This window comes from Saccharopolyspora sp. NPDC049357, from assembly GCF_040677225.1.
Lineage (GTDB): Bacteria > Actinomycetota > Actinomycetes > Mycobacteriales > Pseudonocardiaceae > Saccharopolyspora.
In genome coordinates this window covers 1-13,870 of sequence record NZ_JBFAQJ010000017.1, presented here as the reverse complement: position 1 = coordinate 13,870, position 13,870 = coordinate 1, and the positions used below count along the sequence as shown (strand labels likewise).

12 protein-coding genes are annotated in these 13,870 nt (G+C 68.4%); 8 read left to right on the top strand and 4 right to left on the bottom strand.

Annotated elements, in window-relative coordinates; translation table 11 throughout:
• Positions 1-36: 36 nt before the first annotated feature.
• The 3 genes from AB0J91_RS16395 (at position 37) to AB0J91_RS16385 (ending at position 1,782) form a co-directional block, all read left to right on the top strand.
• Positions 37-537: an amino-acid N-acetyltransferase gene (locus AB0J91_RS16395; protein WP_363869199.1), complete on the top strand. Its 501-nt coding sequence runs from the start codon at positions 37-39 to the stop codon at positions 535-537.
• A 42-nt stretch (positions 538-579) separates the two neighbouring features.
• Complete coding sequence (locus tag AB0J91_RS16390; protein ID WP_363869196.1) at positions 580-1,098, top strand: amino-acid N-acetyltransferase; 519 nt, start codon at positions 580-582, stop codon at positions 1,096-1,098.
• A gap of 180 nt (positions 1,099-1,278) precedes the next feature.
• The gene (locus AB0J91_RS16385; RefSeq protein WP_363789131.1) at positions 1,279-1,782 is read left to right on the top strand and encodes a phospholipase; all 504 of its coding nucleotides are present in this window, start codon (positions 1,279-1,281) and stop codon (positions 1,780-1,782) included.
• 218 nt (positions 1,783-2,000) lie between these two features.
• On the opposite strand, the gene AB0J91_RS16380 is transcribed toward AB0J91_RS16385, so the two are convergent.
• Both AB0J91_RS16380 and AB0J91_RS16375 read right to left on the bottom strand, forming a co-directional pair.
• Positions 2,001-3,251 carry a sialidase family protein gene (locus tag AB0J91_RS16380; RefSeq protein ID WP_363869194.1) on the bottom strand — a complete coding sequence of 417 codons (1,251 nt, stop codon included), beginning with the start codon at positions 3,249-3,251 and terminating at the stop codon, positions 2,001-2,003.
• Between the two features lie 241 nt (positions 3,252-3,492).
• A complete protein-coding gene (locus AB0J91_RS16375) occupies positions 3,493-5,982 on the bottom strand; it encodes a DNA translocase FtsK (RefSeq protein ID WP_363869191.1) in 2,490 nt (829 codons plus the stop codon).
• Between the two features lie 183 nt (positions 5,983-6,165).
• Between AB0J91_RS16375 and AB0J91_RS16370 the strand changes: the two genes are divergently transcribed.
• Complete coding sequence (locus AB0J91_RS16370; protein WP_363869419.1) at positions 6,166-6,912, top strand: lysophospholipid acyltransferase family protein; 747 nt, start codon at positions 6,166-6,168, stop codon at positions 6,910-6,912.
• A 162-nt stretch (positions 6,913-7,074) separates the two neighbouring features.
• Positions 7,075-8,613 carry an alpha/beta hydrolase gene (locus tag AB0J91_RS16365; protein ID WP_363869416.1) on the top strand — a complete coding sequence of 513 codons (1,539 nt, stop codon included), beginning with the start codon at positions 7,075-7,077 and terminating at the stop codon, positions 8,611-8,613.
• A gap of 140 nt (positions 8,614-8,753) precedes the next feature.
• Here AB0J91_RS16365 and AB0J91_RS16360 read toward each other — a convergent pair whose 3' ends face one another.
• Positions 8,754-9,353 carry a TetR family transcriptional regulator C-terminal domain-containing protein gene (locus tag AB0J91_RS16360; RefSeq protein WP_363869188.1) on the bottom strand — a complete coding sequence of 200 codons (600 nt, stop codon included), beginning with the start codon at positions 9,351-9,353 and terminating at the stop codon, positions 8,754-8,756.
• A gap of 97 nt (positions 9,354-9,450) precedes the next feature.
• Between AB0J91_RS16360 and AB0J91_RS16355 the strand changes: the two genes are divergently transcribed.
• Positions 9,451-10,941, top strand: a complete 1,491-nt coding sequence (locus AB0J91_RS16355) for a carboxylesterase family protein (RefSeq protein WP_363869185.1) — start codon at positions 9,451-9,453, stop codon at positions 10,939-10,941.
• A 122-nt stretch (positions 10,942-11,063) separates the two neighbouring features.
• On the opposite strand, the gene AB0J91_RS16350 is transcribed toward AB0J91_RS16355, so the two are convergent.
• On the bottom strand, positions 11,064-11,696 hold the full coding sequence (locus AB0J91_RS16350; protein ID WP_363869181.1) for a TetR/AcrR family transcriptional regulator: 633 nt from the start codon (positions 11,694-11,696) through the stop codon (positions 11,064-11,066).
• Positions 11,697-11,881: 185 nt separating this feature from the next.
• Here AB0J91_RS16350 and AB0J91_RS16345 point away from each other — a divergent pair, with 185 nt between their 5' ends.
• The gene (locus AB0J91_RS16345) at positions 11,882-12,685 is read left to right on the top strand and encodes an SDR family oxidoreductase (protein WP_363869178.1); all 804 of its coding nucleotides are present in this window, start codon (positions 11,882-11,884) and stop codon (positions 12,683-12,685) included.
• Positions 12,686-12,715: 30 nt separating this feature from the next.
• Positions 12,716-13,819: a DUF5938 domain-containing protein gene (locus tag AB0J91_RS16340; protein WP_363869175.1), complete on the top strand. Its 1,104-nt coding sequence runs from the start codon at positions 12,716-12,718 to the stop codon at positions 13,817-13,819.
• Positions 13,820-13,870: the final 51 nt, after the last annotated feature.

The following is a 13,870-nucleotide window of genomic DNA, read 5'->3' as shown; positions in this document are numbered from 1 at the left end:
ACCATCGTCCTGTTGCAATGGTTAGGCTTACCTAACGTGAATGCCATCGAGGTGCGACCGGCCCGAGTCCGCGACGCGCGAGCGATCAAGTCCTTGATCGACCACTACGCGGGAAAGGTGGTCCTCGGCAAGGAACTGGTCGCCCTCTACGAGGACATCCAGGAGTTCCGCGTCGCCGAGGACGAGGGGCACATCGTGGGCTGCGGCGCGCTGCACGTGCTGTGGGAAGACCTCGCCGAGATCCGCACCGTGGCCGTCGACCCGATGGAGAAGGGGCGTGGGGTCGGCCACCTCATCGTCGACCGGCTGATCGAGCGCGCCGCGGAGCTGGGGCTGTCCCGGATCTTCGTGCTGACCTTCGAGACGGAGTTCTTCGCCGGGCACGGCTTCCGGCCGATCGCCGACACGCCCGTCCCGCCGGACGTCTACGACGAGATCCGCCGCTCGCCGGACGAGGGCGTCGCCCAGTTCCTGGACCTGGCGCACGTCAAGCCGAACACCTTGGGCAACACGCGGATGCTGTTGCAGCTGGCCTGATATTCGCGCGCTCCGCCGAGGGCGCGGAGTTACGATGGATGCATGAATGGTTATGCGCCGTCGGAGATAGTGATTCGACGTGCTCGGATCGCCGACGTCCCGACGATCAAGGCGCTGGTCGACACCTACGCGGGAGAAGTGCTCCTGGAGAAGGAACTCGTCACGCTCTACGAGGACATCCAGGAGTTCTGGGTGGCCGAGGACGACGGTCGCGTGGTCGGTTGCGGCGCGCTGCACGTGCTGTGGGAGGACCTCGCCGAGATCCGCACGGTGGCGATCGATCCGGTGGTCAAGGGGCGCGGCATCGGGCACCGCGTCGTCCGGCGGCTCGTCGAACTGGCCACCGAGCTGGGCCTGACGCGCGTGTTCGTCCTGACCTTCGAGACGGAGTTCTTCGGGCGGCACGGCTTCCGCACCATCGACGGCGCTCCGGTGAGCCCCGAGGTCTACGAGGAGATGCGGCGGTCGGTCGACGCCGGAGTCGCGGAGTTCCTGGACCTGGCCAACATCAAGCCCAACACCCTGGGCAACACCCGGATGCTCCTCGAACTGCCGGTGTGACGGCGACACGCCGCGACGGAGCCGCTTCGGGGTTTCCGCTCCCCGCTCCGCGTGAGCCCGAACTCCACCTGTCGTCGTTCATCAACCGTTCGCGTTCGTAAGTTCGCAACTTTCTCACGAGCCCCTCTGGTACCGGTTATAAACAACTGTGGTCATCCGTTCCCCCCAGAGGAGCCTGCCTTGGAACGCAACCGTCGCCGTGGCCTGATCGCCACCGTGGCCGCCACCGGTGCCCTGCTGCTGACCGGCGGAACGGCGCTCGCCGCCGACCTCACGCCGGAAGAGCTGCAGAAGACCACCGACAACTACCTCTACGAGTACTCGCTCGACGAGTTCACCCAGACCCGCTCCGAGCAGCCCCACCCCGACCAGCTCGACTGGTCCTCCGACGGCTGCTCCTATTCCCCGGATTCGCCGTTCGGCTACGAGTTCCTGGAGAGCTGCGACCGGCACGACTTCGGCTACCGCAACTACAAGTCGCAGGACCGGTTCACCGAGGACCACCGGCTGAAGATCGACGACAACTTCCGCGACGACATGTACTCGGCGTGCGACGGCGAGGACGCCTGCGAGGCCACCGCGGACCTGTACTACCAGGCCGTTCGCCAGTTCGGCGGCTCCGCCTCGTCGCTCGCCGAAGCCGTGGAGATGGCCAACGTCCCGGAGCGCGCCGCCCAGCGCTGAGCGGCCCTGTTCGAATTTCGCGCGAAATTCGAGCCCCGAAGTTCCGACTCGAATTTCGCGCGAAGTTTGACAACCAAACCAACCGCACCCCACTGACCTGCGCAGACACGCCCGGCCGCGTGGGCGGATTCAAATTTCGCGCGAAATTCGAAAAGCCCTCACCCGACGGGAGGACCGTCTCGCCGGGTGAGGGCCGTCTTTTTCCCGCTGGTCGGCCGTCAGCGGCCGATCCGGGTGTCCATCGGACGGGGTTCGGACTTCGCCGCAGCGGTCCCGCCGTCGATCGGGCCGACCCCGTAGAACGCCTCGCACGGCCCGCCGATGTAGTGCTCGAAGTCCGTGGCCACGTGGATCATGGACTTGCCGTCCTCGCCGGCCAGCAGGCTGGGGCTGAAGTTCCGGCAGGAGCTGCCCTGGTTGTAGCTGATCTGCACCGGGGACGGGATCTCCTTCCACGGCCCGTCGAGGTCCTTCGGGTCGTCGTTGACCATCACGGTCTTGCCGTTGCCGGGCGCCCAGCCGCCGTTGTCACCGCCGAGCATCTGGTAGCCCAGCAGCAGTCGTCCGTTGGGGTTCGGACCGGGCGCGAGAGCGATGGTCGGCGTGCCGAGAGGCTGCCCGCCGGTGTCTGAGACGATCTCGGTGCCGAGGTCGTAGGAGTCGCCCCAGTCCCAGCCGTCGGAGGATTTGCGGATCCAGACCGTGCAGGTGTGCACCGGGTCGTAATTGCAGACCTCGTAGACCATCAGGTAGGTGCCGTCCGGGAGTTTGCGAACTCCCGACATTCCGGGGCGCACCGTGAACTCGTCGTTCTTCAGCATGTCCTTCGCATCGGTCCAATTACGACCGTCCGAGGAACGCACCTGCACCAGTTTTTGATCGTGCTTCGGGTCGCTGTCATCGGAATAGAACGCGACCAGGTCGCCCTGCTCGGAAACGGTGAACTCGGGTTCCCACACGCCGGGCCCGACCGGGGCCTGCACGACGTCGGAGAGGTAGCTCCAGGTCTTGCCGTGGTCGTCGCTGCGCCACACGCGGATGCTGGTCCGCCGCTCGTCCTCGTCGGAACCGATGCCCGCGGAACCAGCCCACAGCAGCGTCCCGGCAGGCATGTCGCCGACCTGCTGCGGAAGCTCGTACAGCGTCGAGCAGCACATCCCCTTAGTGTCCTCACCTGCGGGATCGTGGATCTCGGAGAGCGGCTGGAAGGTCTTCCCGTCGTCGCGGCTCTCGAAGATCACCGCGAAACCGGCGTTGTCCCGGTAGGTCGTCATGCTCGACAGCACGCGACCGTTGGCCTCGCCGGAGTTCTCCAGCCGCACCAGCCGCGGATAGCTGGAGCCGCCGACGCGCAGCAGCTCGCCCTTGTCCACGTCTTGGGTCCCGACATCGCCGGGAGCGGGTGCGGATAACGCCGCTTGCTGCAATCCGGCGACCACCAATGCCGCCGAGAAAAACAGGACCAACAAAGCGCGAACTTTCCGAAAGACCATGCGCGATACCCCTCAACCCGCGGGCGGATCAACCGTCAGCGGCGGAGAGGCTATCGCAGAAAGGATCTGAATCGAGCCCTCTGGAAATTCCGTTCAGAGCAATTCGCAGAACGCAAACGGAGCAGTGGAAAGAATGCGAAACGAACGGTGATGAACAATGTGAAAAGCGCGGAAAACGAAACGGTCCCGCGGCTTGAACCTCGCCGCGGGACCGTGCTCACTCCTCTTCGCCGGGCGGTGGCCCGCCGCGGATCGAGTACAGGGCGTTCTCCAGCTCGTCCGGTTTGACCAGCACGTCGCGCGCCTTGGAACCCTCCGACGGACCGACGACCCCGCGCGATTCGAGCAGGTCCATCAACCGGCCGGCCTTGGCGAACCCGACCCGCAGCTTGCGCTGCAACATCGAAGTGGACCCGAACTGGCTGGTCACGACGAGCTCGGTCGCCTGCAGCAGGACGTCGAGGTCGTCGCCGATGTCGGAGTCGACCTCCTTCTTCTCCCCCGCCTTGGCCGCGGTGACCCCGTCGGTGTAGTCCGGGTCGGCCTGGTCCTTGGTGTAGGCGACGATGCGGTGGATCTCGTCGTCGGCGACGAACGAGCCCTGCACGCGCACCGGCCGCGAAGCACCCATCGGCAGGTAGAGCGCGTCGCCCATGCCGATCAGCTTCTCGGCGCCGGGCTGGTCGAGGATGACCCGGGAGTCGGTCAGCGACGAGGTCGCGAACGCCAGCCGCGAGGGCACGTTGGTCTTGATCAGGCCGGTGACCACGTCCACCGACGGCCGCTGGGTGGCCAGCACCAGGTGGATGCCCGCGGCGCGGGCCTTCTGCGTGATCCGCACGATCGCGTCCTCGACGTCGCGCGGGGCCGTCATCATCAGGTCGGCCAGCTCGTCGACGATCGCCAGGATGTACGGGTACGGCTTGTACTCGCGCTCGCTGCCCAGCGGCGCGGTGATCTCGCCCGAGCGCACCTTGGCGTTGAAGTCGTCGATGTGCCGGACCCGGTTGGCCTGCATGTCCTGATACCGCTGCTCCATCTCCTCCACCAGCCAGGCCAGCGCGGCGGCGGCCTTCTTCGGCTGGGTGATGATGGGCGTGATCAGGTGCGGAATGCCCTCGTAGGGCGTGAGCTCCACCATCTTCGGGTCGATCAGGATCATCCTGACCTCCTGCGGGGTGGCGCGCGCCAGCAACGACACCAGCATCGAGTTGACGAAGCTCGACTTACCGGAACCGGTCGAACCCGCGCACAGCAGGTGCGGCATCTTGGACAGGTTCGCGGTCACCATGTGACCTTCGATGTCCTTGCCCAAGCCCATGACCAGCGGATGGGTGTCCTTCGCGGCTTCGCTGGAGCGCAGCACGTCGCCGAGCCGCACCATCTCGCGGTCGCTGTTGGGCACCTCGATGCCGACCGCGGACTTGCCGGGGATCGGGGCGAGAAGCCGCACGTTGTCGGTGGCGGCGGCGTAGGCGATGTTCTTGGTCAGCGCGGTGATCTTCTCGACCTTCACGCCGGGCCCGAGCTCCACCTCGTAGCGGGTGACCGTCGGGCCCCGGGTGAAGCCGGTGACCTGCGCGTCGATGTTGAACTGCTCCAGGACCGCGGTGATGGCCTCGATCATCGAGTCGTTGACCTTGCTGCGGCTCTTCGGCGGGTCGCCGTCGGTGAGCACGTCCAGCGGCGGCAGCTGGTAGTCGCCCTCGACGTCGCGGCTGATCAGCGGCTGATCGCTCTTCTTCGGCTTCTCGGGTTTCTCCGGCTTGGCGGCCGGGACCTCGGCGGCCTTGGGCTTGGCGGGTTTGGCCGGCTCGTCCGGGACGTCGTCGAGGGAGAGCTGCTCGTCCTGCTCGGACATCGCCGACTGGCGGCGCCGGGACGGGCGGCGCAGCTTGACCGCATTCGGATCGCCCTCGAGCTCGGCCTTGCTGGGCGCGGGTTCGAAGCCGCCCTCGTCGTCGTGGCCCTCGCCGCGCAGCTTGGCGAGCACCTCGCGGACCGAGGACCCGGTGAGCACGAGCAGCCCGAACAGTCCTGCGAGGACGAGCACGGGAACGGCGACGTAGCCGGTCAGGCCGTAGGCCAGCGCGCCACCGGCGACGAATCCGAGCGCACCTCCCGCTACGGGCCATGCTTCGGACTGCAACGGGGAACCCGACAGGACGTGGATGGTTCCCAGCGTCGCGAACAGCAGCAGAACCGAGCCGATGACCACGCGCGGCCGGGCTTCTGGGCTGGTCTCGGTGCGCATCAGGATCACCGCGGTGATCAGCAGGACGATGGGGAGCACGAGCGCGCCGATGCCGATGACCGAGCGCAGCGCCCAGTCGAACCAGTGACCGACCGGCCCGCCCGCCTTCCACCACACGCCCGCGGCCACGATCACGGCCAGCGCGAGGTGGATCAGCGCGATTCCGTCGCGGCGGTGGGCGGGGTCGAGCTCGCGGGTCTTGCCGACCGCGCGGACCACGCCGCCGAGTCCGCCACCTTGCTTCTTGGTGTTCTTGGCGGGGGTGCGCTTCGCGGGCGTCTTGCGCGGCGCGTGCGTCGATCGGGGATTCGGCTTGCTCTGCCCCTTGGAGGCGCTGCTCTTGCCCTTCGCCCCCGCAGCGGAGCTGCCACGCTTCGCGGCGGAGCCGCTACGCTGCGTCGCCGCCTTGCCGCGCGACGAGCCCCGCCCCCCGTTAGTTGTCCGGCTCGCCATGCCCCACACGGTATCGGCACCCGCCTCTCCCGTCACAACAACCACAGGGGTTCGCGCCCTTCCGGCGCACAAGCCATGAGATCCTTGCCCATCATGGTTGCCCTGCCCAGCGGCCCGGAGCCGACACACCGAAGCGACCGCGAGAACCTGTTCGGCACCACGCCGAGGCTGTGGCGTGCGCTGATGGGCGTGGACCGCGCGGTGATCGCGTTGACCGGGCGACTGATCATCACCGGCGACGTGCCGGATGACCTGCGCGGGAAGCCGCTGCTGATGGCGGCCAACCACATCGGCAACCTGGATCCTCTGGTGCTCATCGCGGCCTGCCGGGAGCGCAAGATCTCGCCGCGCTTCGTGGCCACCGGAGGACTGTTCGACGCGCCGGTGATCGGTTCGATCATGCGCGCCGGGCGTCACGTCCGCGCCGACCGGGGCAAGGCGAGCGCGGGCGAGGCGCTGGGCAAGGTCGTCAACGCGCTCACCGAGAACCCGAATCCGGTTCTGGTCTACCCGGAGGGGCGGCTCACCCTGGAGCCGAACATGTGGCCCGAGCGGGGCAAGACCGGTGTGGCGCGCATGGCGCTGGCCGCCGGGACCCCGGTGATCCCGATCAGCCAGTGGGGTGCGCACGAGGCCATGTGCTACGGCATGGTCCGCGTGGAGAGCGCCCGCGACCTGTGGGTTCTGCTCTCGTCGTGGCTGCGGGCGATCGTGCGGCGGCCGACGATGCGGGTCCACTTCGGTTCCCCGGTGGACCTCTCCGACCTGGCCGCCGATCGCGTCGGTGACGCCGCGCGCGCCCGCGACCGCATCATGCGCGCCATCACCGAGGGCCTGATCCCGCTGCGCATCGACGAGCCCGAGGCACCGCTGCACCAGGACCCGACCCGCCCGGTCACCGACAAGCCCTCCCCCTGGCTGAGCAGGTGACCGAGCGGAAACGCGGCCGGTTCGACCATTTTTCGCCAATCACGATCTCTGAACCGATTCGATCTCGTTAACTGTCCACACTGCATCGCCGTCACCGGCGAGAACTCGGACAGACGAGGACGATTCGTGAAAAAAGCCGCCACCACCGCGCTGGCGCTCGGGCTGCTGATCGGCTTATCGCCGACGGTCGGCTCGGCATCGGCCGCGCCGGCACCCGAATTCACCCCGGCGCCGATCCAATGGGGTCCGTGCGCCAGCGAGTCCCTGCAGAAGGCCGGTGCCGAGTGCGGCGCGGTCTCGGTTCCGCTGGACTACGCCGACCCGGCGGGCGAGCAGATCAAGCTCGCGGTCTCGCGCATCAAGCACACCGTTCCGGAGGACCAGTACCAGGGAGTCATGCTGGTCAACCCGGGTGGCCCGGGCGGTTCGGGGCTGAACTTGAGCGTGCTCGGTTCGTACGTGCCGAAGAACGCAGGCGCGGCCTACGACTGGATCGGCTTCGACCCGCGCGGCGTGGGCAGCAGTGAGCCCGCGCTGTCGTGCGACCCGAACTACTTCGGCTACGACCGCCCGCACTACGTGCCCACGCCCGAGCTGGAGAAGACCTGGCTGGAGCGCACCGAGGGCTACGCGAAGGCGTGCGGCAACGCGGGCAAGCTCCTCGACCACATCAAGACCACCGATTCGGTCGAGGACATGGACAGCATCCGCAAGGCGCTGGGCCAGGAGCAGATCAACTACTACGGCTTCTCCTACGGCACCTACCTCGGTCAGGTCTACGGCACGCTGCACCCGCAGCGGATGCGGCGCGTGGTGATGGACGGCGTGGTCGACGTCGAGGACATCTGGTACCAGGCGAACCTGAACCAGGACGTGGCCTTCGACCGCAACATCAAGATCTTCTTCGACTGGGTCGCCCGCAACGACGCGACCTACCACCTGGGCACCACCGCGGCCGACGTGGAGAAGCAGTACTACGACCAGCTCGCCAGGCTCGACCAGCAGCCCGCCGGTGACGTGATCGGCTCGTCGGAGTGGACGGACCTGTTCTTGCAGGCCGGGTACTCGACGTCGGTCTGGCCGGAGCGCGCGCAGGCGTTCTCGGCGTGGGTCAACAACGGCGACTGGGCCCCGGCCAAGGCGCTCTACGACGACACCAACGCCCCGGGCGACGACAACGGCTACGCCATCTACACGGGCGTGCAGTGCACGGACATCCAGTGGCCGACCAGCTGGGAGCAGTGGCGCGAGGACAACTGGGAGACCCACGCCAAGGCGCCCTTCGAGACCTGGGGCAACGCCTGGTACAACGCCCCGTGCCTGAACTGGCCGGCCAAGGCGGGCAAGCCGGTCGAGGTCGACGGCAGCGAGGTCGAGAGCGCGCTGCTCATCAGCGAAGAGCTCGACGCCGCCACCCCGTTCCCGGGAGCCCTGGAAGCCCGCAAGCGCTTCCCGAACTCCAGCCTGATCAGCCTCCCCGGCGGCACCACGCACTCGGGCTCGCTGAGCGGAAACGCCTGCGAGGACGACCAGATCGCGGACTACCTGCTGACGGGCAAGCTCCCCGCCCGCCAGCCCGGCGACGGCCCGGACACCACGTGCGAGCCGCTGCCGCAACCCACCCCGGAAGCGGTGGGCACCCAGTCCACCCACGGCCAACCGGCGGTCCTGCGAGAAGCCCTGCAGTCCAACCACCGCTGACCAACCCCACGAGAACGGGCCGGCCTCCTGAAGGAGGTCGGCCCGTCGTGCCAGAGGTGGCCGGTCAGGTGGCACCAGGCCGGGAAGCGGCCGGACCAGAGCTGGTCTTGTCCCCACCTGCCCCCATGTCCGGGGGCAGGTCACGTACTCCTGAACAGCCGGTCCAGGTGCACGTCGATCGCGGCGAGCGCGTCCTGGGGCTCGATCACGTCGAGTTCGATCAGGGGGGTGAAGCCGGTGAGGGCGAGGAGCAGGTCGGTCTCGGTCGCCGGGTCGCGGCCGGAGTCGATGTGCCCGTCGGCGATCGCCTGGCGGACCAACTGCTCGACGAGGTCCCGCCCTTGGACGAGGCCGCGGCGCGCCTGCTCGTGCACGACCTCGTCGTGCAGCGCCTCCAGGACGTAGGCGGCGCTCATCCGGCTGGTCGCACGGGCGTCGGCATGCAGGGGGAGCATTTCCGCGAGCGTCAGTCGCAGCACGTCCCGGGGGTGCGGACGGTCACCGAGCTCTTCGAGCCCCTGGTGCACGCGCACCGAGGTCTGCTCGGACGCGAAGTCCATGGCGAAGGAGAGCATGGCGGTCCGGGAGGCGAAGTAGTGCTGCAGCTGCCCGAGTGACATGCCCGCCTCCTGCGCCACCACGCGCATCGTCAGCTGTGTGACGCCGCGCTGCTCCACCACCCGCCACAGTGCGCGGGCGATCGCTTCGCGGCGTCCGCGGTGATCCACCTGCTTCGGCATCGCCGGCCTCTCCCTCGTACCCCGGGACTGTTCCAATACAGTTGACATAATACACCTGACCCATAACCCTGGGGCCCACTCGAGGGAAGGGATCGTCATGTCCGAACGGCCAAAGGTACGGACCACGGAAGGCGTGGTGCAGGGGCGCCGGAGGCAAGGGCATGCGGTGTTCCGCGGCATCCCCTACGCCCAGCCCCCGGTCGGAGCGCTCCGCTTCGCCGCGCCCTCGCCGCCACACCGCTGGGAGGGGACGAGGCAGGCGGTCGACTTCGGCCCCGTGGTCCCGCTGTCCCTTCCGATCGACGTGCCCCCGCAGGGCACCGACTGGCTGACGCTCAACGTCGCTACTCCGGATCCCGGCGCGGCGGGACTGCCGGTGCTGGTGTGGATCCCCGTGGGCGGCTACCTCTCGGCGGCGTCGAGCGACCCGATGTACGACCCGGCAGCGCTGGCAGAGGCGGGAGTCGTCGTGGTGACCATCAACTGCCGCGTGGGCGCGGACGGATTCGCGTTCCTCGACGACGTGCCGCCCAACCGCGGATTCCTCGACCAGATCGCGGCGCTGGAGTGGGTGCAGCGCAACATCGCCGCCTTCGGAGGCGACCCCGGCCAGGTCACCGTGGGCGGGGTGTCCGCCGGGGCGGGGTCGGTCGCCGCCCTGCTGACGATGAAGTCCGCGCGCGGCCTGTTCCGGCGGGCCATCGCCCATTCGGTGCCGGGGCTGCACAGCACCCCCGCGCTGGCACGGCAGGTCACCGCCACGTTCGCGGAGCGGCTCGGCGCGGCGGCCCCCACCGCCGAGGCCCTGCGCGCCATCGACCCATGGCACCTGGCCGCCGAGCTCACCTCCTTCAACGCCGGCCTCCACGCGCACCGGGAGAGCTGGGGACGCCTCACGGAGACCGGCACCGCGCTGTGCCCCGTCGTCGACGGCGAGGTCCTTCCGGAAACGCCCTGGCCCGCGCTGACCGGCGCGCGCGCGAGCGGGACCGAACTGCTCGTCGGCCACACCCGGGACGAATTCCGCTACTTCAGCGTCATGAGCGGACGGTACGGCACCTTCACCGAGGGGAACGCCCACGCAGCCCTGGACCTGCACGCCCCTCAGCCGGACGGCGCGCGGGCCTACCGTGCCGCGTTCCCGCAGGCAGGCCCGGAGGAGCTGGTGGAGACGGTGTACTCCGACGCCCTCTTCCGCATGCCGTCACAGAAGCTGGCCGAGGCGAACGCCGCAGCCGGCGGCACCTCGTACCTGTTCGAACTGTGCTGGGTCGCCCCGGCCCTCGGCGGCATCCTGGGCGCCTGCCACAGCCTCGACCTGCCCCTTGCGTTCGGCACGCTGGACAGCCCCGTCGGCACCCAGCTCATCGGCGAGGAACCCACTCCCGAGGCCGTCGCGCTCTCCCACGAACTCCAGGAGGCATGGGTCCGCTTCGTCACCACCGGCGACGCGGGCTGGTCCGCCCACCGGCCCGGCGGGCACCTCACCCGCGTCCTGGACACCGAGTCGAAGACGCTGCCCTACCCCGAACAGGCATCCCGCCAGATCTGGGAAGGGCACTCCCCCGCCCCCTTCGATCTCTCGTAAGTGTCCGATTCGTGAATCTTCAGCCCACACACGGCCCTGCAGGAACCAACCACCGCTGACCAACCCCACGAGAACGGGCCGGCCTCCTGAAGGAGGTCGGCCCGGTTTCGTCGCGCTGGGGGCTATTTAGCGAGCAGGAGGTCGAGCAACCTGGCGAGCTCGTCCGCGAGGTCGGCGACCTGTTCGTCCATTTCGGACAGCTGGTGGAGCAGGGCGAGTTGGAAGACGCCGTCGAGGGTCGCGTAGGCGGCCGCCCGCGAGGTGGCCGGTTCGGTGCCGGAGAGCTCGCCGTAGCGGCTCAGGACGCGCCAGATCATCTCCTGCCTGCGGCCGTCGATGTCGAGCACGTCGTTGCGGAACGACTCGTCGAAAAGGCTCTGGTTGCGCAGGTCGTACCAGAGCCGGTGCAGGTGGGCGTCGGCCTTGAGGGTCCCGAAGAACATGTCGACGAAGCCGTTCCGGAGCTCCTCGGCGGTACCCGCGTTCGCCACGACGTCGTCGTAGCGGGTCACGCAGACCTCTTCGTACTGCCGGACCGCCTGGGTGATCAGGTCTCGCTTGTCGGCGAAGTAGTAGTGCAGGACGCCGTGCGAGAACTCCGAGTTCTGCGCGATCTCCCGCAGGCTCGTGCGCGCGTATCCCAGGTCGGCGAGGGTGTGGAGCGTCGCGACGGCGAGCTCTCTGCGTCGCGTCTCGAACTTGTCGACCTGGCGGCGAGCGATCCGCTCCTGCTTGGTTTCAGCGACCTCGGTCACGGGTTCGTCCCTGTCGGCTGGCTGGATCCGGCGTTGCGGCTGCCCGCCAGTCTATCCCTCACCCTTCCCTTGACACTTGTCAAAGAATTTCTTGACGACTGTCAAAGAACGCTTCTATGGTGACCCAACTCGCACTCCAGGTTCGAGGGCAGAGCTCAGCAGTGATCTCAAGGAGGAGATTCCGCATGACGAGTTACGACCTGTCCGGAAGAAGAGCACTGGTCACAGGGGGTGCGCGCGGTCTCGGAGCCGGAATGGCCGAGGCGCTGGCCGCCGCGGGCGCCGCCGTGGCCATCGGCGACGTGCTCGACGACGAGGGCAAGCAGACCGCCGAGTCGCTGCGAGCGAAGGGCGCCACGGCGGAATTCATCAAGCTCGACATCACCGACGAGGACAGCTGGGCCGCAGCGGTCCCGGAGGTCATCGCCGCACTCGGCGGATTCGACCTGCTGGTCAACAACGCCGGTGTCGAGATCACCAGTCTCGTCGCCGATCTCGACCCCGCCGACGTCCGCAAGATGCTCGACGTCAACGTGCTCGGCACGGCGCTGGGGCTCAAGCACGCCTTCCGCGCGATGCGCCCGGACGGTCCGGCCGGCAACGGCGGAGCCGTGGTCAACGTCGCCTCCGTCGCGGCCACCATCGCCTTCCCCGGGATCTCGATCTACTCCGCGACGAAGTCCGCGATCGACCGGCTGACCAGGGTCGCGGCGGCGGAGTCCGGAAAGCTCGGCTACGGGGTTCGCGTCAACTGCATCTACCCCGGCCTGACCCCTACCGCGATGGGCAACCAGCTCGCCGTCGACTGCGCGGAGATCGGGCTCTTCCCCTCCCCCGAGGAAGCCGCCAAGGCGGTCGTGGACCTGACGCCGCAGGGACGGCTCGGGCAGGTCGACGACATGGCCGACGCCGTCGTGTTCCTGGCATCGGGAGCCGCCAAGTACATCACCGGAGCAGGGCTCCCGGTCGACGGCGGCATGGGCATGTGACCTGCTTCTCCACTGCGAAAGGACGAGTTCGTGAGCACTGACAAGCCTGTCGTCGTCTACGGGGCCTCCGGCTACACGGGACGCCTCATCTGCGAATACCTGCGCGAGTACAACATCCCGTTCCTTGCCGCCGGCCGCGATCACCAGCGCGTCAAGGAAGCCGTCGAGGCGGTTCCCGGTGTGGAGACCGTGCCGCACGAGATCGTCGAGGTGGAGCACGACGCGTCGGCGCTGGCCGAGCAGTTCCGCGGCGCGAAGGTCGTGATCAACACCGTCGGCCCCTTCGCCCGCTACGGCTACGAGGTCGTGCAGGCGTGCCTGGACATCGGTGCGCACTACACCGATCCCAACGGCGAGCAGAACTGGATGATCGACGTGGAACGGCGCTACGGCGCCGACTTCGCGGCCCAGGGCCTGCTGCTGTCCCCCGGTCTGGCGCAGATGTACACCATCGGCGAGATCGCGGCCAACATCTGCCTGGAGACCCCCGGGCTGGACACCCTCGACATCCAGGTGTTCTGGAAGGGCTACCCGACCGTCGCCTCGACCAACACGATCCTGACCAACGCGGCGTTCTCCGAAGCCTTCTACCTGGAGCAGAACCAGTTCGTGGCGTGGCCCGCCGACGGTGGCCTGACCGAGGTCGTCGTTCCGGGCCAGCACGAGCTCGCGCTCGCGCTGCCGTGGGGCGGAACCTCGCACCCGGTGTGGTTCAAGAACGACCCCCGGGTCGCCAACGCCCGCGCGTCGGGCGGGGTGTTCAACCGCGAGCTGATGCAGGCCGTGCCGCAGATCGTCACGGCCGCCCTGCAGCAGATGGAGGGCAAGTCCGAGCAGGAGAAGTACGAGGTCATCGACGCCACGTCGGCGCAGGTCCGAAGCGAGATGCCGCCGAGGGAGAACCCGCGGATCAACACCTCGCTGGACTCCGTGCACGCCTCGGGTCCGCTCGGTCGCGCGCACTGCGTCATCCACGGCAACTGCAACTACAAGCAGACCGCGCTGCTCAACGTGCACGCGGCCGCGCACCTGCTGCAGGACCGCCCCAGGAGGGCGGGTTTCGCCTCCGGCTGCCAGGCGTTCGGCCACCGGGAGCTCCTGGGCACCTGGTGCTCGGTGTGTTGCTGGTCGTGATCTGTGTGGCGGGGTCGGTGATCACTGTGCTGCAGGTGGGCAAACGGGAAC

Bases quoted from the DNA above. Each gene is read 5' to 3' on its own strand.
- AB0J91_RS16390 (WP_363869196.1), top strand. From the start codon at position 580: ATGAATGGTTATGCGCCGTCGGAGATAGTGATTCGACGTGCTCGGATC.
- AB0J91_RS16375 (WP_363869191.1), bottom strand. From the start codon at position 5,982: ATGGCGAGCCGGACAACTAACGGGGGGCGGGGCTCGTCGCGCGGCAAG.
- AB0J91_RS16370 (WP_363869419.1), top strand. From the start codon at position 6,166: ATGGGCGTGGACCGCGCGGTGATCGCGTTGACCGGGCGACTGATCATC.
- AB0J91_RS16360 (WP_363869188.1), bottom strand. From the start codon at position 9,353: ATGCCGAAGCAGGTGGATCACCGCGGACGCCGCGAAGCGATCGCCCGC.
- AB0J91_RS16355 (WP_363869185.1), top strand. From the start codon at position 9,451: ATGTCCGAACGGCCAAAGGTACGGACCACGGAAGGCGTGGTGCAGGGG.
- AB0J91_RS16345 (WP_363869178.1), top strand. From the start codon at position 11,882: ATGACGAGTTACGACCTGTCCGGAAGAAGAGCACTGGTCACAGGGGGT.